Source organism: Pararhizobium sp. A13 (assembly GCF_040126305.1).
Classification (GTDB): Bacteria; Pseudomonadota; Alphaproteobacteria; order Rhizobiales; family Rhizobiaceae; genus Pararhizobium.
Genome location: NZ_CP149510.1, coordinates 1,184,639 through 1,205,842, shown reverse-complemented (window position 1 = coordinate 1,205,842; position 21,204 = coordinate 1,184,639). Strand labels below are relative to the sequence as shown.

The following is a 21,204-nucleotide window of genomic DNA, read 5'->3' as shown; positions in this document are numbered from 1 at the left end:
ATGACCGGTCTGATGAACGGAAAACGCGGGCTCATCATGGGGGTTGCCAATAGCCACTCGATCGCCTGGGGTATCGCCCAGGCGCTGGCAGCCGAAGGTGCGGAACTCGCCTTCACCTATCAGGGCGAAGCGCTCGGCAAGCGGGTCAAGCCGCTGGCGGCCGAACTTAACTCCGACATCCTGCTTCCCTGCGACGTCGAAGATATCGCTTCCGTCGATGCCGTCATCGACGCGCTCAGGCAAACGTGGGGCACGCTCGACTTCATCGTGCATGCCATCGGCTTTTCCGACAAGAATGAGCTCAAGGGTCTCTACGCCGACACGACGCGCGACAATTTCAGCCGCACGATGGTCATCTCCTGCTTCTCCTTCACCGAGATCGCCAAGCGCGCTGCCGAACTGATGACCGACGGTGGCGCGATGCTGACGCTGACCTATGGCGGCTCCATGCGTGTCATGCCGAACTACAACGTCATGGGCGTCGCCAAGGCCGCTCTCGAGGCGTCCGTGCGCTATCTCGCCGCTGACTACGGTTCGCGTGGCATCCGCGTCAACGCCATCTCCGCCGGCCCGATCCGCACGCTTGCCGGCGCCGGCATTTCCGACGCCCGTGCCATGCTGTCCTGGCAGCAGAAGAACTCGCCGATGCGCCGCACCGTCACCATCGAGGATGTCGGCAGCTCTGCGCTCTACCTCCTGTCAGGTCTGTCGCGCGGCGTCACCGGCGAAATCCACTATGTGGACTCCGGCTACAACATCACGTCGATGCCGGCGCTCGACACCCTGCGCAAGGCAGACACGGAGTAGTCTCCTGCCGGCCCCGGCGCGCGGTTCGCAAACGGCGCGCTCCTCTTGCCCTCTTGAAATTTGCCCGATTCCTTGCCAGTTCAGAGCGCGCAAGAATTCCGCAATACAAGATGAGGCATGACAAGCATGAGCAATGCTCCAGAAAAACCCGTCGAAAACCACGTTTTTGAGGCCGACGTCGCGCGTCTGCTGCACCTCATGGTGCATTCCGTCTATTCCGACAAGGACGTGTTCCTGCGCGAGCTGATCTCGAACGCTGCCGATGCCTGCGAGAAGCTGCGCTATGAGGCGATCGCTGCTCCGGAACTTCTGTCCGACGATCCAAGTTCGCGCATCATCTTGACGCTCGACGCCGACAACAACACGCTGACTTTGGAAGACAACGGCATCGGCATGAACCGCGACGAGCTGGTAGAAGCGCTCGGCACGATTGCCCGGTCCGGCACGCGTGCCTTCATGGAGCGCGTCGAGGCGGCAAAGGCCGGTGAAGGCGCCCAACTGATCGGCCAGTTCGGCGTCGGTTTCTACTCCGCCTTCATGGTCGCGGACAAGGTCGATGTCGTCTCGCGCCGCGCCGGCAGCGCCCATGCCTGGCTCTGGTCGTCCGACGGCAAGGGCAGCTACACGGTATCGGAAGCCGACCTGGCGCAGGCCCCTGCCCGCGGCACCCGCATCACGTTGCACCTGATGGACGACGCCAAGAGCTATACCTCGAAATGGAGCGTCTCGCGGATCGTCAAGGACCAGTCCGGCCACGTGCCGGTGCCGATCGACCTGATCGAGAAGCCCGGCGCGGAAGCCGAGCGCGTGGCCGACGGCACGGCGCTCTGGACCCGGTCCAAGAACGAGATCACCAAGGAAGAATACGCCGATTTCTACCGCGGCGTTTCCGGCCATTATGACGAACCGGCGCTGACCGTGCATTTCCGCGCCGAGGGGCGGCATGAATATACCGTCCTTGCCTTCGTGCCGGAATCCAAACCGCTCGACCTGTTCGATCCCGACGGCAAGGGCCGGATGAAGCTCTACGTCAAGCGCGTCTTCATCACCGACGACGCCGAGCTTCTGCCGCGTTACCTGCGTTTCGTGCGCGGCCTCGTCGACACCGCCGACCTGCCGCTCAACGTGTCGCGCGAGATGATCCAGGAAAGCCCGATCCTCGCGGCGATCCGCAAGGGCCTGACCAACCGCGTGCTGACCGCCATCGAGAAGCTTCAGGAGAGCGACGAGACCGCTTTTGCCAAACTTTGGGAGGCCTTCGGCAGCGTGCTGAAGGAAGGCATCTATGACGATTTCGAGCGCCGGGCGCAGCTTCTTGCACTCTCGCGCTTCCGCACCACGACCTCTGACGAGGCGACGCGGTCGCTTGCCGACTACGTGAAGGACATGAAGGACGCGCAGGCAGCGATCTACTATCTCGCGGGCGACAACATCGACCGGCTGAAGGCTTCGCCGCAGCTCGAAGGTTTTCGCGCCCGCGGGATCGAGGTTCTGCTTTTGACGGACTCCGTCGACAGTTTCTGGGTCACGGCTGCCCCGGACTTCGAGGGCAAACCGTTCAAGTCGATCACGCAAGGGGCTGCCGATCTCGCCCAGGTGCCAAAGGCGGATGGAGACGCTCAGTCGACGCCGGAGACCACCCAGGTGGTCAGCGATTTCATCGCCTTTGCCAAGTCGGCGCTCGGCGACACTGTATCGGACGTGCGGGCATCCGACCGGCTGACGGAAAGCGCCGTCTGCCTCGTCGCTCCGGAACAGGGCTACGACCGTCAGCTGGAAAAGATGCTGCAGGGCGCCGGCAGGCTGGATGCGCTCGCCAAGCCGATCCTCGAGATCAATCCCGACCATGGGCTGATCGCAGCGCTGGCTTCAGGCGGCAGCGACGAATTCCGCACCGACGCAGTGCAGCTTCTGCTCGACCAGGCGCGCGTTCTCGACGGCGACAAGCCGCAGGACCCCCGCGCCTTCGCCGAGCGGCTTTCGCGGCTGTTCGAGCGGGCCTTGAAGGCATAATTCAGGAGAACAATGCGATGGCAGGCCCAGGCGCATGCCATCGCTCTCACCCTGCAAGCAATTGATAGGTGCGCCTAGAATCTCAGGCGGCCCACCAGACGCCGAGCAACACCGCCAGGACCCCAGCCGCAAAGATGCCGAACATCGTCATCTGCTTGCGCGCCTGGTCGAGGCTTTCCGGGTCGACCGGCCGGCGGCCGATCTGGAAGGCCAGGGGCACCTCGGAGGTTGGTTCCTTGCCTTCGCCGCTCTTGATATCCTTTGCGATCACTTCCGCGACATCTTCGGTGATGGGCGGGCGGGCAGGTCCAAATCCCATTGTTTGCTCCATCGAGCGCGGCGCGTCCGGTCGGACGCGCAAGGGCGCGGCAAAGGAAATGGTGAACCTTATTCAGGGTGAACGCAACTGCAAAAGATAGGCCGCAGCGGCGCTGCGGGACTGCTCTCCAGAAGTCTCAGCGCTTGCCCCAGAGTACCTTGAAGCGGGCGTTGCGGCAGGTCTCGCCCCATTCCTTGAAGGTCTCGGCCATGACCGGCTCGTAAGGCAGGCCGCGATTGGCAACCAGCATCAGCCGGCCACCGATCTTCATCGCCTTGGCCGCAGCCTTGATCATCGCGATGCCAAGCGCCGGATCGGCGGCCTGGGTCTCGTGGAACGGCGGGTTCATGACGATCAGGTCGTATTTGTCGCGGGTTTCCTCGGAGGCGAGGTCGTGCCAATAGAAGCGGGTCGGGACGTTCGGCGCATTGGCCTTGAGGTTAGCCCTGGCAGCCTCAAGCGCATGATAATCGGCCTCGAACAGGTCGATGCCCTTCAGGCCAGGGGATTTCTCTGCGAGCATTACCGACAGATAGCCCCAGCCGGCGCCGAAATCGGCGGCGTGACCCTTGAAGTCGTCCGGCAGGCGCGAGGCGAGCAGCTCCGAACCGGCATCGACGCGATCATGCGAGAACATGCCGGGCGCCGCCTCGAAGCGGCTCTCGACGCGCGCCGGCTTCTTGGCGAACTTGGCGATCACGTCATCCGCATCTTCCGGACGGCCGAACCAGAAGGCGATGCCGTGATATTTCGGCAGGCTGTCGCCGCCCCAGCCAAGCTGGGCGACGCGCTTGCGCAGCGACTGGATACCGTCTTCCTTGCCGCCGGCAACGACGATCAGGCCACCGATCTTGGTGCACCTCAGCGCCTCGGCGATACGGTCCTCGTTCTCGCCCTTGTGCTTGCCGCACAGGATCAGCGCTGCATCATAGTCCTCGCCCTCGACGAACGGGGTCACCGGTGCCCTGGCAGCTTCAAGGCCGCGGTAGAGCGGGCGCAGGGCCTGCACGGCAGCGATCGACGCGGCAAAATCCGCCGGCAGCCGGTAACCGGCCTCGGCGCCGAGAAACAGCACGCGCTCGCCTTCGCCAGGTGCGGGAACAACGCCGGTCTCGAAGGGATGGAAAAGGGTTTTCAGCGCGTCGCGGCTCATGGTGGAACGTCCTAGCGGGGATAAATAAGAAAGGGCGCGGAACGATCCGCTCCGCGCCCGTAGCATTCTTTCAAGCGCGCTGCTTATTCAGCAGCTTCGCCTTCGCCCTTGGCGACTTCCTTGCCGGTTGCCTGATCGACAACCTTCATGGAGAGGCGAACCTTGCCGCGCTCGTCGAAGCCCATCAGCTTGACCCAGACCTTGTCGCCTTCCTTGACGACGTCGGAGGTCTTGGCAACACGCTCGGAAGCGAGCTGCGAGATGTGTACGAGACCGTCGCGCGGGCCGAAGAAGTTGACGAATGCACCGAAGTCGGCGGTCTTGACGACCGTGCCTTCGTAGATCTGGCCGACTTCCGGTTCCGCGACGATCGAATGGATCCACTTGCGGGCTGCTTCGATTTCCTTAGCCGACGAAGAAGCGATCTTGATCGTGCCGTCGTCTTCGATGTTGACCTTGGCGCCGGTCTTTTCGACGATTTCGCGGATGACCTTACCGCCCGAACCGATGACTTCGCGGATCTTGTCGACCGGGATGTTCATCACTTCGATGCGCGGTGCGAATTCGCCGAGCTGGCTGCGTCCCTCGGTGATGGCATTGGCCATCTCGCCGAGGATATGCTTGCGGCCGCCCTGCGCCTGCTCAAGCGCGACCTTCATGATCTCTTCGGTGATACCGGCGATCTTGATGTCCATCTGCAGCGAGGTGATGCCGTCGGCGGTGCCTGCGACCTTGAAGTCCATGTCGCCGAGGTGATCCTCGTCGCCAAGGATATCGGAGAGAACTGCGAAGCGCTCACCTTCGAGGATCAGGCCCATGGCAATACCGGCAACCGGCTTAGCCAAGGGAACGCCGGCATCCATCAGCGCCAGCGAGGTGCCGCAGACGGTTGCCATCGAGGACGAGCCGTTGGACTCGGTGATCTCGGAGACGACGCGCAGCGTGTAGGGGAACTGCTCGGCGGCCGGCAGCATCGGACGGATAGCGCGCCAAGCGAGCTTGCCGTGACCGATTTCGCGGCGGCCCGGAGAGCCCATGCGGCCGGTTTCACCGACCGAATAGGGCGGGAAGTTGTAGTGCAGCATGAACTTTTCTTTGTACATGCCGGTCAGCGAGTCGACGTACTGTTCGTCTTCGCCGGTGCCGAGCGTGGCAACAACGATCGCCTGCGTTTCACCGCGGGTGAACAGGGCCGAACCATGCGTGCGCGGCAGGATGCCGACTTCCGAGACGATCGGGCGAACGGTCGACAGATCGCGGCCGTCGATGCGGCTCTTGGTGTCGAGGATGTTCCAGCGAACGATCTTGGCCTGCAGGTGCTTGAAGACGGCGCCGATGACTTCGGCCGTGTACTTCGGCTCAACGCCTTCCGGGAAGAAGTGTGCCTTCACCTTGGCCTTGACGGCGTCGACGGCTGCATAACGCTCGGCCTTCTGGGTGTTCTTGTAGGCAACGCGCAGTTCGGCTTCGGCGATCGAAAGCATTTCGGCTTCGAGTTCGGAATGGTCTTCCGGGGTGAAATCGCGCGGTTCCTTGGCAGCCACTTCGGCGAGCTTGATGATCGCATCGATGACCGGCTGGAAACCCTTGTGACCGAACATGACGGCGCCGAGCATGACGTCTTCGTTCAGTTCCTTCGCTTCCGATTCGACCATCAGGACGGCGTCCTGGGTGCCGGCGACGACGAGGTCGAGGATCGATTCGTCCATCTCGTCGAGATGCGGGTTCAGAACGTATTCGCCGTTGATGTAACCGACGCGTGCGCCGCCGACAGGACCCATGAAGGGAACGCCCGAAAGCGTCAGAGCTGCGGAAGCGGCGACCATCGACAGGACGTCCGGATCATTTTCCAGATCGTGCTGGACGACCGTGACGACAACCTGGGTGTCGTTCTTGTAGCCTTCCGGGAAGAGCGGGCGGATCGGACGGTCGATCAGGCGGGAAACCAGCGTTTCCTTTTCCGACGGACGGCCTTCGCGCTTGAAGTAGCCACCCGGGATCTTGCCGGCGGCGTAGGTCTTTTCCTGGTAGTTGACGGTGAGCGGGAAGAAATCCTGGCCCGGCTTCGGCGCCTTGGCCGAAACGACGGTGGCGAGAACGACGGTCTCGCCGTAGGTGGCAAGCACGGCGCCGTCAGCCTGACGAGCGATCTTGCCGGTTTCGAGCTTGAGCGGGCGGCCTGCCCATTCAATTTCTACCGTGTGGGTATCGAACATGTTTTGTCCTTCGTGTGCGGCAAGTCCGCGCCGCTGCCTAACTGGCGCGGGCGGTCCGCAAAAATGACGCATCACGGGCAAGACAACAGGAGGCTTCCAAAATATGGCTGGCGGTCGTTCCGCTCCTGAAAGCCTGATGCCTTCCGGTGCCTGGAAAAACGAGCAAGCGCCGAAGCATCCTGCAATCCTGCCCCATGACAGGTCATCGGTTGGTTCCGCAGAGCCGGCCCATCCGGTCTGCTGGAGCGTCCGCTTCGGCGGAGCCAGCGTGACTCGCCCGGAAGCGCAAATGACGGGATCAATCCCGCAAAAACGAACCGGCGGGCATCCTTCCTTCGAAGGGTCCCGCCGGTGTAAGGCTTAGCGGCGAATGCCGAGAGCGGTGATCAGCTTGGTGTAGCGCGCTTCTTCTTTCTTCTTGAGATAGTCAAGAAGCGAACGGCGGCTGGAAACCATTGCCAGAAGGCCACGACGAGAGTGGTTGTCCTTCTTGTGGTCCTTGAAGTGATCGGTCAGGTTGTTGATCCGCTCGGTGAGGATGGCAACCTGGACTTCCGGAGAACCGGTATCGCCTTCAACAGTTGCGTATTCCTTGATGAGCGCAGCCTTGCGCTCTGCAGTGATCGACATCGTGTCATCCTTTCAATGTTTAGGATTTCGGGTCGCCAGCAGCCGGGATGTCGTCTAGCTGCGGCCATGAAGGCAAAAGTCCACTTGATCGGGGTCTGATGCTGGCGCTGCCTATAAACTATCCGGCATCAAAAAGAAAGGGGGCGGTTAAGGCCCTTCCGGACCGCTTATTCCGGCGCCGTTCGCGGGTGCATGGGCGCCGATTTCAGGTTCTCGTCGCGTCTCGAGCAATCGAGGAAATTGGCAAAGACCCAGCCCAGCGTTTCGCCATCCGCGGCCACCTGGACCCAGCGCTTGCCGCCTACTCGTGTTTCGGCGATCATATCGACGGAAAGCCCATTGTCGAGGGTGGACAGGATATGTCCGTTTGGCTGTGCCCGGACATTAAGCGGCGTGCCTGTCGGGTCGGCCACCACGCATTCGGCGCCGAAGGCGGGCACTATGGCAAACGCGAAAACCGCAAGTACGGTAGCGGCTACTATCCTCTTGTGGCGCATGTGTTTTCTCTTTCGACAGGCAATCGGCTGTCATGCAGGATAATCCGATTACGATTGTATCGACAGGTTTGCGTTCAACCGCTCCTCGGGGATCTTCACCCGCCATTCGATGCCGTCCGCATGCATGATCCGCTCCAGCTTGGCATCCAGCGCCATGGCAAGCATACGCTCAAGCACGATCGTGCCGAAGCCCTTGCGCGTGGGGGCGATGGTGTCAGCATCGAAGTCTGCGCCCGCTTCTCTCCAGACGAGCAGAAACGCCCCGTCAGCGACCGACCACTTCAGGTCGACGATCCCCTTGCTGTTGCCCAGCGCACCATATTTCGTCGCGTTGGTCGCAAGCTCGTGCAGCGCCATGCCCAGCGTCTGCGAGACCTGAGCGTCAAGACGCACGGGCGACCCCGAAAGGCGAACGCGGTTCGGATCGTCGGGAATGAACGGCTGCAGTTGATTTTGCGCGAGTTCACGGAAATCGACGCCCTGCGCGGCATTGGCAATCATCAGATCGGTCGAGCGGGCGAGGCCGGCAATCCGCTTGCGGAATGCCTCTGCAAAATCCACCCGGCTTTCCGCTGCGTTGAGGGACTGGTTGAGCATCGACTGAATAACGGTCAACTGGTTCTTGGACCGGTGCGCCACCTCGCGCATCAGGAAGCGGATTTCGTTTTCCGCCTTCCGGCGGGCCTGCGCCGCCTCGGCCAGCGCAGTGGAGACTGTCTCGATCTCGGAAATCATGTGCCTGCGCGGCGCGATCGGCCGGCCGGCACCCAGGAGATGCGCATCGCGCGCCAGCAACTTGACGCCCTGCGTCAAAAGCCCCGCGATGGTAACCGACCCGGCGATCGCGATGCCGGCAAAGAGAATCCCACCCAGCGACAGCCAGAGATAGGACCACAAGGCCGGCGCATCGACATCGGCACTTCTCGCCCAGGCGATGACTTTCCAGCCTGTGAGAACGGAAAACTCCGTGACCGTCCTGTATGCCACGCCGTCATGCGTCGCCTCACCGACCCCGACGCGCAATGCCGGTACGATGTTCATGAAGAACGGCCTGCCCATCGCCACTGTGGGATCGGACGAGGCAATCACATTGTCAGCGCCGTCGACCAGCGCCGCATTCCAGCCGGGCGACAGGACATCCCTGCTGACCGCTTTCGACATGTTCTCGGCATTCTGGGTCAGCGTCAGCAGATAATCCTTGTTGCCGAGCGGCGTGGTGATCGGCAGATAAACGTTGAACACCCATTTTCCCGCCGTCCTGCCGAAAAAGACGTTTGAAATGAGCGGACCGCCGTTGCGGAACGCCAGATCGATCGAGGCAGGATCCGACGCCTTGCCGAGCGCGCTGCCAAAGGGCACCCGCGTGTTGAAAAGCTGATTGTGCGTGCGATCGATGACCAGCAGATTGGAATCGGTGTCGGCGAGGGCGGACGACGCCCGCTCATAGAACTGATCCAGATTTCTGTTGTCGATCGCACTTGCGGTCGACAACACCTTGAGCGTGGTCAGCATGCCGCCGATCTCGCGCTCGACCACGCGGGTGACCGCGCCGGTTGTTCCCTTGAGCAGCGCCGTGACCACGCGCTCCTGCTCGTCGATGCTGCGCTTCAGGATGATCATCGAGAAGACGAAGGAAGGAACGATGGCGACGAGCAGCAGCACCGCCAGATAGAACGACAGAGGCCGCCTCAGCCGCGAGCGCAGGAGCGCCCTCCAAGGAGCGCCCAGCTCGCTCTGTTTGTCCTGTCTGTCGCTCAAGCTTTCCTCATCAGATCAGCCCCCGGACCGCGAAATGCGCGCGAATCCCGATCACCGACCGGAACATGCGCCAGCGATCTTAGGAAGGCAACCCGATGCCTTGTGACGAAATCTTTGGGACTGCGGCCGGAACTCAACCGGTGGCGAAGACGCGCTTGGGCCGGAATTCGCCCTCACCGATCTCACCGATGGCGACGAGCTTGCCGCGAGAGGTCGCATAGGCTTCCGGTTCCGCCATGGGCGCATCGCGGCCACGCAGGATGATTGGATTGCCCATTTTCAGGCGATGCGCCTGATCCTCGGTGATGGCGATATGTGGCAAGTTGGACAGCGCCTCGCCGGTATCGATCAGGAAGGCATCGAGCGCTTCCAGCCGTTCGTCCTCGTTCTCGATCTTTTCCAGCGCCACCAGTTCGGCAAGCGGCACCATGGCCTCTTCCGCGAACGGTGCGACGAAACTGCGGCGCAGCGACGCGATATGGCCGAAACAGCCGAGATCGCGACCGAAATCGCGCGCCAGCGACCGGACGTAGGTCCCCTTGCCGCATTCGATCTCGAAATGCGCGAGGTTCGGCGTGCAGCCGAGCAGCGACAGGCGGAAGACTTCCACTTCGCGGGCCGGGATGTCGACGGTTTCGCCTTCACGGGCCAGATCATAGGCGCGATTGCCGTCGATCTTGATGGCAGAGAACTGCGGCGGGACCTGGCTGATCACGCCGGTATATTTCGGCAGCAGAGCGCGGATGTCTTCCTCGGACGGGCGAGCATCGGACGACTGGACGACCTCGCCCTCCAGATCGTCGGTCGAACGCTCCTCACCCCAGGCAACGGCGAATTCATAGATCTTGCGGCCGTCCATGACATAGGGAACCGTCTTGGTCGCGTCGCCCAGCGCGATCGGCAGCATGCCGGATGCGAGCGGATCGAGCGTGCCCGCATGGCCCGCCTTCTGGGCCTTGAACAGCCACTTGATCTTGGACACGGCCTCGGTCGAGCCGAAATCCAGCGGTTTGTCGAGGATCAGCCAGCCGGAAACCGGGCGGCCCTTGGGTTTGCGAGGTTTTGACATTCTCTATGCTCTTTTTTTGCGAAACGTCGCGGCTGTTTTCGCCACGCTGCCGTCCGGCATTTTCTGGCTGTTGCCCTTTTCAAACCCCAAGGCGTAGAGCCGCCTTGCGATCAGGTATCCCGCCGCGATCGGGCCGCCATTATTGGCCCTGTAATCCTCGCCGAGGTCTTCGACGATCAAAGGCTCAATGGCGCCGAGCGGCGGCTTGCCCGCGGCTGCCGCGTCGAGCAGCAACTTCTCATTATAGGGCGAATAGACGATGGCCTCGAGGGCCTTCATCTCGCGGTCGCCATGGGCGATCTCCTTGCCCCTGCGGAAGGGCAGACCCGAGGCGACCATCATTTCCACCAGCCGAACGGCCTCGGCATTGTCGAACCGGGCAAGGCCGTTGCGGTAGAATGTCTGGCGCTGCTCGAAGGTCCATCCGTTCAGCTCATCCAGAGTGATATGCTTTGCCATCACTCTTCGCCGTCTTCGTCCTTCAGGTCGCGGACCACTTCCGGAGACTTGAGCAGCTCGTCGATCTTCTTGTAATTGTCGAAGCTGGTGTCGTCGCGGAAGCGGACCTCCGGCATGTATTTCATCTGCCTCAGATGCGGCGTCAGGCGGCCGCGGATATATTTGGCGTTGCGGTTCAGCGCCTCGATGGTCGCCGCGTGATCGGCAACGCCGAGCGGCGTCACGAAGGCCGTGGCGATTTTCAGATCGGGCGACATGCGCACTTCGGAAATCGAGATCACCGTCGTCTCGATCAGCGGATCGCGCACCTCGCCGCGCTGCAGCACCTGCGTCAGGGCTGCGCGAACCTGTTCGCCGACCCTCAGCATGCGCTGCGAGGGGGCAGAGGATGTAGCTTTGCTCATGGTTTTTCCGCTGTCTGGCGTTTCATTGAACGCGACCAAGGCGGTCCAATGCTACTTTCGGGCCAAAAGGTCAAGGCTTGTCGGCGTTTCCGGCAACAGCACACGCCGCCAAATCGGCTGGAAACCTCTTGAATGCCAGGACGCGGCATGATCAATCTTGTTGAAACGACAGGATAGTGGAGACGGCATGCGGGTTCTGGTGGTGGAAAACATGGTCCATTCCAACCTTGGACAGGTGGGCGTGGCGCTTGACGAAGCAGGGGCTGAGATCGATTTGCGGCGGCCTTTCACCGGCGAGGCGCTGCCGGACGACATCCATGCGCATGACGCACTGGTGGTGCTCGGCGGCGACCAGAGCGCTGTTGACGACCACATCCACCCCTACCTGCCGGAGCTTGCCCGCCTGATGCGTGCCTTTGCCGATGCCGACAAGGCGGTGCTCGGCATCTGCCTCGGCAGTCAACTTCTCGCGCGGGCACACGGGGCGGAGAACCTTCTCGGCCGGACCCGCGAATTCGGCTGGCACAATGTCGCTCTGACAGCGGATGGTGAAGGCGATCCGGTGTTGAGCGCGGCCGGCGCCTCGTTTCCGATCTTCGAATGGCACGCCGATACCTTCACCCTGCCGCAGGGTGCCGTTCATCTCGCCACCAATCCGGCCGTTGCCAACCAGGCCTTCCGTATAGGCCGCGCCGCCTATGGCATGCAGTTTCACTTCGAGGCAGGAACGCGCGTCGTCGAGGACTGGAACCGGATTTTCGGGGACCAGATCATGGGGATCGATCCGCATTGGCGGGAGCGCTTTCCGGAGCATGCCGCTCGGCATGCCGAACAGGCCGATGCGACAGGTCTCGCGCTGGCGCGCGCCTGGGTCCGGACGATCCGAAGCGTCGAAGCAGATGGCAGCGAGGCAGGGAAACTGGCGGCGGTATCCGCATAGCCAAGCTGCCGGTTTGACATTGCCGTTCGCCTTCCCCATTTCCAATAAACACCGACATAGGCGATATTCTTGTGCCGCGGTATAGAACGGGTAGAGGCCATGCGTGCGGGCAACCAGCACAGGCGGAGGATCGGGTAGAGAATGAGACGTTTTGTTAATAAATACAGTGCGATGGCAAGGAAGCTCCCCTTCCTGCGGAAGACCGTATTGACCGTTCTTCCGCCTGCCCCGCTGGCATCGGCGCTCCTTCTTTCTGCTTCGCTCTTTTCCGCGCAGCCGGCCATGGCGTCCGACTGCGGCAGCACGCCAGCGCCAGGGCTGGATTGGAGCGAATGCACGAAGAAAAGCCTGATGTTGCCGTCCAGCGAACTGGAGGGCGCCAATCTCTTCGGCACGGATTTTTCGCTGACCGATCTCAGCGGCTCGAACCTGACATCGGCGAACCTGGAGAAGGCCAATCTGGTGCGTGCGTGGCTCGCCGGCGCAAGGGCGGAAAAAGCGAATTTCGCCCGGGTCGAAGCCTACCGATCGAGCTTCGTCAACATTGTCGCCAATGGCGCTTCCTTTGCCGGCGCCGAACTGCAGCGAGCCGATTTCAGCGGGGCCCAGCTGACCGGCGCCGATTTCGAGAAAGCTGAACTTGGCCGTGCGCACTTCAAGGGCGCGGTGCTGACCGGCACGCGCTTTTCTCTGGCCAATCTGTCCCGCGCCGATCTCAGCGGCACGACATTCGAGGGCCCGCTCGTCTTCGATCAAGCCTTCCTGTACCTGACCCGGATCGAAGGGCTCGATCTTTCCGCCGCCAAGGGCCTTGAACAGGCGCAGGTCGATCTTGCCTGCGGCGACGACAAGACGAAGCTGCCAGCCGGGTTGACCGCGCCCTCCAGCTGGCCCTGCGGCTCCGACTGAAATCTGATGCCACCCTGCCCGGTAATCCTCACATTGGCAGGGCGCTGGCAAAGACAATGATAGGTTTGACGACTACAGTTGCTCCGCTAGATTGATCCAAAAATGCGGAGGACCCCATCATGGAAATTCAGAATTTCCCCTTGGAGGGAGGCTGCCGCTGCGGCCAGGTGCGGCTGAAGATCAGCGCGCCGCCGCTGCTCACCATGGCCTGCCACTGCACCGGCTGCCAGAGAATGTCGTCCAGCGCCTATTCGCTGAGCGCCGCCATCCCGGCCGAGGGCTTCGAGGTAACTGAGGGCGAACCGGTGATCGGCGGCCTGCACGGCGCCACCCGCCACTATTTCTGCCCGCACTGCATGACGTGGATGTTCACCCGCCCCGAAGGCATGGACTGGTTCGTCAACCTGCGCCCCACCATGCTCGACGACGCCAGCTGGTTCTCGCCCTTTATCGAGACCTTCACCAGCGAGAAGCTGCCCTGGGCAACCACAGCGGCGGTGCACAGCTATGAGACCATTCCGCCGATGGAGACATATGAAGTGCTGGTGAAGGAATTTGCCGAAAAACAGGCGGCGGCTTGAGCGAGATCAAGACGGATATGACGGCAGGCGATAAGGTGCCATCCAACCTCTGGAGATCATCTTGACCGCACCCGCTTTTATGACCGCCGTATTCCTTCTGCTTCTCACTCCCGGACCGACCAACACGTTGCTAGCTGTCGCAGGCGGCTCTGCCGGCTTCCGGCGATCACTGCACCTCATCGCGGCAGAGGCCGCCGGTTATCTGCTGACGATCGTGCCGCTTGCGACCTTCGCCGGACCCTATCTCGCCGCCCATCCGATTGCCGCCTCGGCGATCAAGCTCTGTTCTGCGATCTGGGTGCTGTTGCTTGCCGCCAGGCTCTGGACGATCCCGCATGCCGGGATAGAGACGCCGCTCGTCACCTTCCGGCAGGTGTTCATCACCACCGTGCTCAACCCGAAGGCCCTGATCTTCGGGCTCGTTCTCTTGCCGCATGGCAGCCTTCAGGCCATGCTGCCATGGCTCGGATTGTTTCTGGTGATCGTCGTGACGGTCGCCTGCCTCTGGCTCAGTTCCGGCGCGAACCTGATCGGCCGGGCCAATGGCGAATTCCCGCTGCTCCTGCGCCGGATAGCGGCAAGCCTGCTCCTGTGCTTTGCGGCCGGACTGGCGGGGAGTTCATTGGGGCTGATTTAAAGTCTTTAAGGGTGTGCCGCCTCGCCTGATGGAGAGGCGACAATTGTTATCAAGCGCTGGCGGTTTCGTCTTCCACCGGCGCGTCCGGGGCGTTCTTCTTGACGGACTCGATGCAATTCTTGGCGCTTGCCTTGGACGCGTAAGTCTCCGAGCGGACCATCGTCTCGCCATTGGACGCCTTGAAGCGGACGAAATGCTCGCCGTCCTTGCTTGCGACGATCTCGAAGCGGTAACCGGATCCGGTTTCGTCCTTGCTGACGTCGACCGTCGCCGCGCCCGGCGCGTTCTTCTTGATCGATTCGATGCAGTTCTTCGCGCTCGCCTTCGACGCGTAGTTCTCCGACCAGACCATCACTTCCGCATTGTAAAGGAACTGGACGCGGAACTGGTCGTTAGCGGCCTTCAAGATCTTGAACTTGTGCATTTCGGATATCCTCGTGGCTCCAGCGGGGCCTCCTCCGGCCTTACGCACATCAAGGTGTAATGGAGAGATATCGGGAGTTCAAGTTGAGTATGGCGGCGCGTGAAAAGCAATTGATCTTTCATCGCACACGCCCTCAACAGGATATCAAAAGCCTTGAAAGAGAAAATCCGTTGCGGCGGTGATGGCGTCTGCTTTACCGGTCAAGTCAATAAGGTCCGGTCCGAGTTCGCTTACAGTCACAACGCCGATAAACTGCGTCGCCATCGTATAGAACCGTCCGCTGATCTCGAACTCCGGATTGAGCCGCGCAATCACCGGGGAAAGCTCTCCTTTTGGAAGAAGCGGAATGACGGCGCATGTCTGAAGACTGGACAGAAGATCGGACTGCACGGCGATAACCAGAGCACCATCCTGTTTCAAACGATAGACATGGAACCGCGCCATCAGAACTGGCGATATTTCGCCAAGGGCAGACCATGCTTTTCGACATACCTGTTGGACGCCTCGATCGCCTCGGCATTCTCGATCCGCCAGAGACGCTCGCGCTCGCTTTTGACCGCACGTTCGATGCCATCCTCCGCAGCACGTGACAGATTGATGTTGAGATCGCGCGCCTGCGAAACGAGGTTACTATCAAGAGAAAGATTGGCTGGCCTGCGGAGAGGCTGGGGCATGGTCACCTCCATCAAATATGCGCGCATGGTATGCGCATATTCGATGGAAGAAAAGGCCTACTCGTCGCCCATCTTCAGCGCCGCGATGAACGCTTCCTGCGGGATTTCCACCTTGCCGAACTGGCGCATGCGCTTCTTGCCGGCCTTCTGCTTGTCGAGCAGCTTGCGCTTGCGGGTGGCGTCGCCGCCGTAGCACTTGGCGGTGACGTCCTTGCGCAGCGCCGAGATGGTTTCGCGGGCGATCACGTTGCCGCCGATGGCGGCCTGGATCGGGATCTTGAACATGTGCTTCGGGATCAGCTCCTTGAGCTTCTCGCACATGTCGCGGCCGCGCTTTTCGGCGGCCATGCGGTGCACCATCATCGACAGCGCATCGACCGGCTCGCCGTTGACCAGGATCGACATCTTGACCAGATGGCCTTCCTGATGGCTGGTGATCTGGTAGTCGAAGGAGGCATAGCCCTTGGAGATCGACTTCAGCCGGTCGTAGAAATCGAAGACGACTTCGTTGAGCGGCAGATCGTAGGTCAGCATCGCGCGGGTGCCGACATAGGTGAGTTCCACCTGGATGCCGCGCCGGTCCTGGCAGAGCTTGAGGATGCCGCCGAGATAATCGTCGGGCGTCAGGATGGTCGCGCGGATCCACGGCTCGTGGATTTCCGAGATCTTGACGACATCGGGCATATCGGCCGGATTGTGCAGCTCGCGCATCGTGCCGTCGGTCATGTACAGCTGGTAGACGACCGAGGGCGCGGTGGCGATCAGGTCGAGATCGAATTCGCGCTCGAGGCGTTCCTGGATGATTTCCAGGTGCAGCAGGCCGAGGAAGCCGCAGCGGAAACCGAAGCCGAGCGCTGCGGACGATTCCATTTCGAAGGAGAACGAGGCGTCGTTGAGGCGCAGCTTGCCCATGGCGGCGCGCAGATCCTCGAAATCGGCGGCATCGACCGGGAAGAGGCCGCAGAAAACGACCGGCTGGGCCGGCTTGAAGCCCGGCAGCGCCTGCGCCGTCGGGCGCTTGTCCTCCGTAATCGTATCGCCGACACGGGTATCGGCCACTTCCTTGATCGAGGCGGTGATGAAGCCGATCTCGCCGGGACCCAGCGCATCGACGGTGAGCATCTTCGGCGTGATGACGCCGACGCGCTCGACCTGATACTTGGCGTCCGTGCCCATCATGCGCACCGTCTGGCCCCTCTTGAGCACACCATCGAGAATGCGCACGAGAACGATGACGCCGAGATAGGTATCGTACCAGCTATCGACCAGCAGCGCCTTCAGCGGCGCGTCTTCGCCGCCCTCGCTCTTTGGCGCCGGCAACTGATGAACGATCGCTTCGAGTACGTCGGGAATGCCGAGGCCGGTCTTGGCCGAGATCAGCACGGCCTGAGAAGCGTCGATGCCGATCACTTCCTCGATCTGCTCGCGGATACGGTCGGGTTCTGCGGCCGGCAGGTCAATCTTGTTGAGGACAGTGACGATCTCGTGGTTGTTGTCGATCGCCTGATAGACGTTGGCGAGCGTCTGGGCTTCGACGCCTTGAGACGCATCCACCACCAGCAGCGAACCTTCGCAGGCCGACAGCGAGCGCGAGACTTCATAGGCGAAGTCGACATGGCCGGGCGTGTCGATCAGGTTGAGAACGTAGGTCTCGCCGTTGTTGGCGACGTAATGCAGGCGCACGGTCTGCGCCTTGATGGTGATGCCGCGCTCTTTCTCGATGTCCATGTTGTCGAGAACCTGTTCGGACATCTCGCGCGCGGCAAGGCCGCCGGTCGACTGGATCAGCCGGTCAGCCAGCGTCGACTTGCCGTGGTCGATATGGGCGACGATCGAGAAATTGCGGATGTGCGAGAGGGGTGTGCGGGTCGAATTTGTGCTCATGCGCCCGCATACAATGGAACCTCCAAAACTGCAAAGAATTTTACCGATTGCGGCCGGCCAAATGCAATGGACGCCAGTTATCTACCGCAAGACTGCTGCAAAAGTCGAAGCGCGCGATCAACCAGGTGCTGGGCCCTCAGAAGATCAGGAAATCGTCAGCCATCAGTTTGAGGTGGCTGTCGAGCCGCGCAATCTGGATCGCCGCACCCTTGCCCGCGCCGTCGGCGTCGTAAAAAAGTTCGCCGGTCCGGCTGTCGTAGATGATCCGATCGCCCGCATCCGCCGCCTTCGTGCCGATGATGAAGGCTGAGGCTTTCAGCGCGCCGGCTGGCAGCCTGGAAAAGATGTCGTGGTCCAGCAGAAGCCGATCATCGGCAACGCTGAAATCGGCCACCGTATCGATATTGCCATCGGCGAACTTGGTGTCGAAGACGAATTGATCCTTGCCGCTCCCGCCGGTGAGCGTGTCTTTTCCCGCTCCGCCATAGAGCTTGTCATTCCCTGCTCCGCCGGAAATCGTGTCGTTGCCTTCACGCCCGGCAATTTTATCGTCGCCGCCCAGGCCGCCGATCTTGTCGGCGAGATTTGAGCCGCGCAGGGTGTCCGCCTGCGCGGTGGGCCGGATATAGGCGGGGTCGCCGTCATAGGTGCCGACCAGCCTGTCGAGATCACGCTCGGGTGCGGCAAACGGAATGAATCCGTCCGCCAAGACCATTTTGTTGAACGCGTCGATACGCTCGCTGCCATTGATGTAGTCCACCACAAAGACCGGTATGCCCTTGTCGACAAAGTCACGCTTCAGGATTGCGATCGTCTCTTCGTCCGGCCTCAGCGGATTGTTCTCGTCCTTGTCGCCGCGATAATAGAGATCTTCAACCGCGATGCCGCCGATGACATCGAGATACGCCTGCTTGCGCACGCTGTCGGTACCCAGGTCGTTGAGGATCCAGGCGCCGTTCTGGGGGATGACGAAAAAGTCCGGATTTGTCTCGCGGGCATGTTCCGTCATGGCAACCACGAAATCGACCATGCGCTGCGCGGCCTGTTTCTGGTTGACGGGATCGCCGGCCTGGCGATCGCCCTTCAAGACTTCGGCACCCCAGAAATAATAGGCGTCTATGATGTCGAGATAGGCCGCATCGAACCCGGCCTTGACGATGGCGTCGAGATCGCCGGTCTTCTGGTCGTTGAACATGGTGTTCTGCCAGTCCGGATCCCAGTACCGCACCTTGCGCGATTCCGGCCAGTCGGGATTGAGAGGCCCGAGCCAGTCCGGTGCCTCGTCGGTCAGTCTGCCGGTGGCCTTGCCGTTGACGGTCCAATCCTCGTCCCAGTAGTCGCGAAAATCAGACGCCTCGCCGATGGAGATATAGGAGACGACCACGGACCGACCGCCCATGCCATCCTTCATGCGGGTCACTTCACCCTCGGTGAAGCGTCCGCTGTTCGTGCCATCGCGCGAGGAATCGATGACGAGCAGATCATGGGTGGCGGAGATAAGCAGGTTGACGTTTTGCGGGTCGCCGCCCAGCCCCTGCAACTGATAGCCCCAGTTATCCACATTGACCACGCCGGTAGATGTCTTGAACTTGAGCATGATGCGGGCCCGGTTTCCTTTTCCTGGCGGATTCAATAGATGATTTTCAGCGGATATGGATAGCCGGAATATGCAACCAGCATCAACGAAGTCTTCACATCCAGCGCCGTGGCGGTCTGGGGAAGCCTTCAGGTAATGTCTCCGCAAGCCGGACCAGCATCATGGATTGCTGCTCCCGGTCTTCTCGCCCTCCACCAGCGCGCCCGCATTCGGCATCTGCGCGCTCATCATCTCGAAATTCTCCCGCAAATGCGGCGGCACGGGTTCGCGGAATTTCAGCCGCAGCGCGACGAAGGCGGCGTAGGCAATCGCGGTCCCCATCGCGGCATAGATGAAGGTCTTCGACCCAAAGACCGGAGTGAGCAACGTGATCGACAACGGAATGACCGTGGCTGCTATCGACCAGCACATCAAAAGCGTCGAGGCGAGCGGCACGAAATCGGCGGGCGCGGTGCGATCGTTGGCATGCGCATTGGCGATCGAATAGACAGTTTCGACGGCACCGGCGAAGACCGCAAAGACCAGCATCAACAGGATGAGATTGGCAAAGGAAACAATCAGCGCGACGACAGCGGCAACCGAGATTAGCAGGCAGACGAGAATCAGGACGATCCGCCGGTCGATCCGGTCCGACAGCACGCCCATGGGATACTGGATGAAGATGAGGCCGAACTGCATGACGAGCATCAGCAGTGCCACATCGCCCTGGCTCACCTGATTGGCAGCGGCATAGATCGGCGTAAAACCCTGCACGGCCATGGAAAGGCCGCCGGCGGCGAGAACGCCGACGAAGGCGACAGGGGAATTGCGCCAGACCATCGGCACATCGACGCTGACTTTCGCCGGCGGCGGCGGATTGGGCAGACGCGTCAGGCCGATCGGCAGGATGGCCATGGTGGTGAAGAAAATGGTAAGCAGCGGCGCGAGGTTGCCCTCCGCCGGGATCTGGCCGAACAGCCAGGCACCCAGCCCGAGGGCGATGACATAGGTCATGTAGAACGCCGACATCGCCCTGCCGCGCCAGCTGTTGGCGCTGGTATGGTTGAGCCAGCTCAGCGAGATGATGAAGTTGATATTGCCCGCCGCGCCATAGAGCCCGCGCGCCAACACCCAAAGCAGCGGATGAACGCCGAGTGCGATCAGGAAGGCTGACAACAAGACCAGCGCCATGGAGCAGGAAAAGGCGCGGGCATGGCCGACGCGGCGGATCATCGGGCCGGCGATAACGCAGCCGGCGAGACCACCGAAGGCAAGCGCGGTGACCGCGGCGCCCGCGACCCAGGTCGGGCTTTCGCTGCGGGCCAGCACGAAGGGCACGTAGGCGAACATCACGCCGTTGCCAATGCCGACACAGGCCATGGACAACACGATGCTGGCGATCGACAGCACCGAGGATTGGGGCCGTTCGGATGAGATTTCCGTCGTCGCTGCCATCTACCCTCCCAGGGCACTCAACCGCCAATTGCATTGCGCTGCCAAAACGATCGCTAACATATTGATCGTAGGGCGGTTTCTCCGTGCACCCGTCCCGGCCGGCACCATAGCCGGACACGTGGCTTTTGGTTGTCGCCAAAACGGCACGCAGCCGATTTATTTGGCAAGAACAACGAGGCGGTTGACTCCACTATAAGATCATATAATTCTCCTATCATGGAATCAACGTCAGACACGTTCGAAACAGATATCGGCGAGCGGATGAAAGCGCTGCGGCTGGCTCAAACCATGACGCTCGACGATCTCGCCGGCCGCTCCGGTGTCAGCCGGGCGATGATCTCGCGCATCGAGCGCGGCGAGGCGAGCCCCACTGCGCAATTGCTTGCCCGGCTCTGCAGCGCCTTGGGCACGACCCTGTCGCGCTTCTTTGCAACCGGCGACGAGGCCGGAAGTCCGCTTTTGCGGCGCGCAGAGCAGCGCGTCTGGCGCGATCCGGAAACGGGTTACCTGCGCCGTTCGGTCTCGCCCGACAATGTCGGCTCACCGGTCGATATCGTCGAAGTCGAGTTTCCGCCGGGCGCCCGCGTGGTGTTCGAACGACAGCAGTTCGACCCCGGTTTCACCCAACACCTCTGGCTGTTCGAAGGCAGGCTGACGATGACGGCCGGTGACGAGACGCATGTGCTTGAGGCGGGCGACTGCCTGTTCATGCGGCTTGCCGAAGCCCACATCTTTCACAATCCGCATGGCGAGCCGGCGCGCTACGCCATCATCCTCAACCGCAGCAAAGTCTAGTCCC

Annotated in this window: 22 protein-coding genes and 1 pseudogene; 7 read left to right on the top strand and 16 right to left on the bottom strand. The window is 61.6% G+C overall.

The genetic code is table 11. The features are described 5' to 3' along the window. Positions 1-807 (top strand): enoyl-ACP reductase FabI, encoded by an 807-nt coding sequence (gene fabI, locus WI754_RS05745; protein WP_349436733.1) that lies wholly within the window; start codon positions 1-3, stop codon positions 805-807. A gap of 126 nt (positions 808-933) precedes the next feature. Beyond that, positions 934-2,820, top strand: a complete 1,887-nt coding sequence (htpG, locus tag WI754_RS05740) for a molecular chaperone HtpG (protein WP_349436732.1) — start codon at positions 934-936, stop codon at positions 2,818-2,820. Positions 2,821-2,902: 82 nt separating this feature from the next. On the opposite strand, the gene WI754_RS05735 is transcribed toward htpG, so the two are convergent. From WI754_RS05735 to rbfA, 9 genes are all read right to left on the bottom strand, one after another. Beyond that, a complete protein-coding gene (locus WI754_RS05735) occupies positions 2,903-3,139 on the bottom strand; it encodes a hypothetical protein (protein ID WP_349436731.1) in 237 nt (78 codons plus the stop codon). Between the two features lie 136 nt (positions 3,140-3,275). Continuing rightward, entirely contained in the window at positions 3,276-4,292 is a 1,017-nt protein-coding gene (locus tag WI754_RS05730; protein ID WP_349436730.1) for a class I SAM-dependent methyltransferase, read from the bottom strand. A gap of 83 nt (positions 4,293-4,375) precedes the next feature. After that, positions 4,376-6,508 (bottom strand): polyribonucleotide nucleotidyltransferase, encoded by a 2,133-nt coding sequence (gene pnp / locus WI754_RS05725; RefSeq protein WP_349436729.1) that lies wholly within the window; start codon positions 6,506-6,508, stop codon positions 4,376-4,378. Positions 6,509-6,868: 360 nt separating this feature from the next. Then, a complete protein-coding gene (gene rpsO, locus WI754_RS05720) occupies positions 6,869-7,138 on the bottom strand; it encodes a 30S ribosomal protein S15 (RefSeq protein ID WP_349436728.1) in 270 nt (89 codons plus the stop codon). Between the two features lie 167 nt (positions 7,139-7,305). Then, a complete protein-coding gene (locus WI754_RS05715) occupies positions 7,306-7,635 on the bottom strand; it encodes an SH3 domain-containing protein (protein WP_349436727.1) in 330 nt (109 codons plus the stop codon). Positions 7,636-7,683: 48 nt separating this feature from the next. Further along, a complete protein-coding gene (locus WI754_RS05710; protein ID WP_349436726.1) occupies positions 7,684-9,393 on the bottom strand; it encodes a sensor histidine kinase in 1,710 nt (569 codons plus the stop codon). Positions 9,394-9,526: 133 nt separating this feature from the next. Next, complete coding sequence (gene truB, locus WI754_RS05705) at positions 9,527-10,462, bottom strand: tRNA pseudouridine(55) synthase TruB (protein WP_349436725.1); 936 nt, start codon at positions 10,460-10,462, stop codon at positions 9,527-9,529. A gap of 3 nt (positions 10,463-10,465) precedes the next feature. After that, positions 10,466-10,921, bottom strand: coding sequence for a hypothetical protein (locus WI754_RS05700; protein ID WP_349436724.1), 456 nt, complete (start codon positions 10,919-10,921; stop codon positions 10,466-10,468). Continuing rightward, positions 10,921-11,325 (bottom strand): 30S ribosome-binding factor RbfA, encoded by a 405-nt coding sequence (gene rbfA / locus WI754_RS05695; protein WP_037129242.1) that lies wholly within the window; start codon positions 11,323-11,325, stop codon positions 10,921-10,923. The genes WI754_RS05700 and rbfA overlap by 1 nt, the downstream gene beginning before the upstream one ends. A gap of 187 nt (positions 11,326-11,512) precedes the next feature. On the opposite strand from rbfA, the gene WI754_RS05690 reads away from it, so the two are divergent. The 4 genes from WI754_RS05690 to WI754_RS05675 all read left to right on the top strand — a co-directional run bounded on the left by WI754_RS05690 (position 11,513) and on the right by WI754_RS05675 (position 14,392). Continuing rightward, complete coding sequence (locus WI754_RS05690; protein WP_349436723.1) at positions 11,513-12,265, top strand: type 1 glutamine amidotransferase; 753 nt, start codon at positions 11,513-11,515, stop codon at positions 12,263-12,265. Positions 12,266-12,406: 141 nt separating this feature from the next. Next, positions 12,407-13,174: a pentapeptide repeat-containing protein gene (locus WI754_RS05685; RefSeq protein WP_349436722.1), complete on the top strand. Its 768-nt coding sequence runs from the start codon at positions 12,407-12,409 to the stop codon at positions 13,172-13,174. 119 nt (positions 13,175-13,293) lie between these two features. Continuing rightward, positions 13,294-13,755 (top strand): GFA family protein, encoded by a 462-nt coding sequence (locus WI754_RS05680; RefSeq protein WP_349436721.1) that lies wholly within the window; start codon positions 13,294-13,296, stop codon positions 13,753-13,755. A gap of 61 nt (positions 13,756-13,816) precedes the next feature. Beyond that, a complete protein-coding gene (locus tag WI754_RS05675; RefSeq protein ID WP_349436720.1) occupies positions 13,817-14,392 on the top strand; it encodes a hypothetical protein in 576 nt (191 codons plus the stop codon). A gap of 49 nt (positions 14,393-14,441) precedes the next feature. Here WI754_RS05675 and WI754_RS05670 read toward each other — a convergent pair whose 3' ends face one another. The 7 genes and pseudogenes from WI754_RS05670 to WI754_RS05640 all read right to left on the bottom strand — a co-directional run bounded on the left by WI754_RS05670 (position 14,442) and on the right by WI754_RS05640 (position 20,405). Beyond that, complete coding sequence (locus tag WI754_RS05670; RefSeq protein WP_245275871.1) at positions 14,442-14,612, bottom strand: YegP family protein; 171 nt, start codon at positions 14,610-14,612, stop codon at positions 14,442-14,444. 51 nt (positions 14,613-14,663) lie between these two features. Next, positions 14,664-14,816 (bottom strand): annotated as a pseudogene (locus WI754_RS05665) (DUF1508 domain-containing protein); the annotation flags it as partial. 144 nt (positions 14,817-14,960) lie between these two features. After that, the gene (locus WI754_RS05660; RefSeq protein WP_349436719.1) at positions 14,961-15,260 is read right to left on the bottom strand and encodes a CcdB family protein; all 300 of its coding nucleotides are present in this window, start codon (positions 15,258-15,260) and stop codon (positions 14,961-14,963) included. Then, a complete protein-coding gene (locus tag WI754_RS05655; protein ID WP_349436718.1) occupies positions 15,260-15,490 on the bottom strand; it encodes a type II toxin-antitoxin system CcdA family antitoxin in 231 nt (76 codons plus the stop codon). The genes WI754_RS05660 and WI754_RS05655 overlap by 1 nt, the downstream gene beginning before the upstream one ends. A gap of 57 nt (positions 15,491-15,547) precedes the next feature. Continuing rightward, positions 15,548-17,374: a translation elongation factor 4 gene (gene lepA / locus WI754_RS05650; RefSeq protein WP_349436717.1), complete on the bottom strand. Its 1,827-nt coding sequence runs from the start codon at positions 17,372-17,374 to the stop codon at positions 15,548-15,550. Positions 17,375-17,510: 136 nt separating this feature from the next. Continuing rightward, positions 17,511-18,971, bottom strand: a complete 1,461-nt coding sequence (locus WI754_RS05645; protein WP_349436715.1) for an MJ1477/TM1410 family putative glycoside hydrolase — start codon at positions 18,969-18,971, stop codon at positions 17,511-17,513. 159 nt (positions 18,972-19,130) lie between these two features. After that, on the bottom strand, positions 19,131-20,405 hold the full coding sequence (locus WI754_RS05640; protein WP_349436714.1) for an MFS transporter: 1,275 nt from the start codon (positions 20,403-20,405) through the stop codon (positions 19,131-19,133). A 216-nt stretch (positions 20,406-20,621) separates the two neighbouring features. On the opposite strand from WI754_RS05640, the gene WI754_RS05635 reads away from it, so the two are divergent. Then, positions 20,622-21,200 carry a helix-turn-helix domain-containing protein gene (locus tag WI754_RS05635; protein WP_349436713.1) on the top strand — a complete coding sequence of 193 codons (579 nt, stop codon included), beginning with the start codon at positions 20,622-20,624 and terminating at the stop codon, positions 21,198-21,200. Positions 21,201-21,204: the final 4 nt, after the last annotated feature.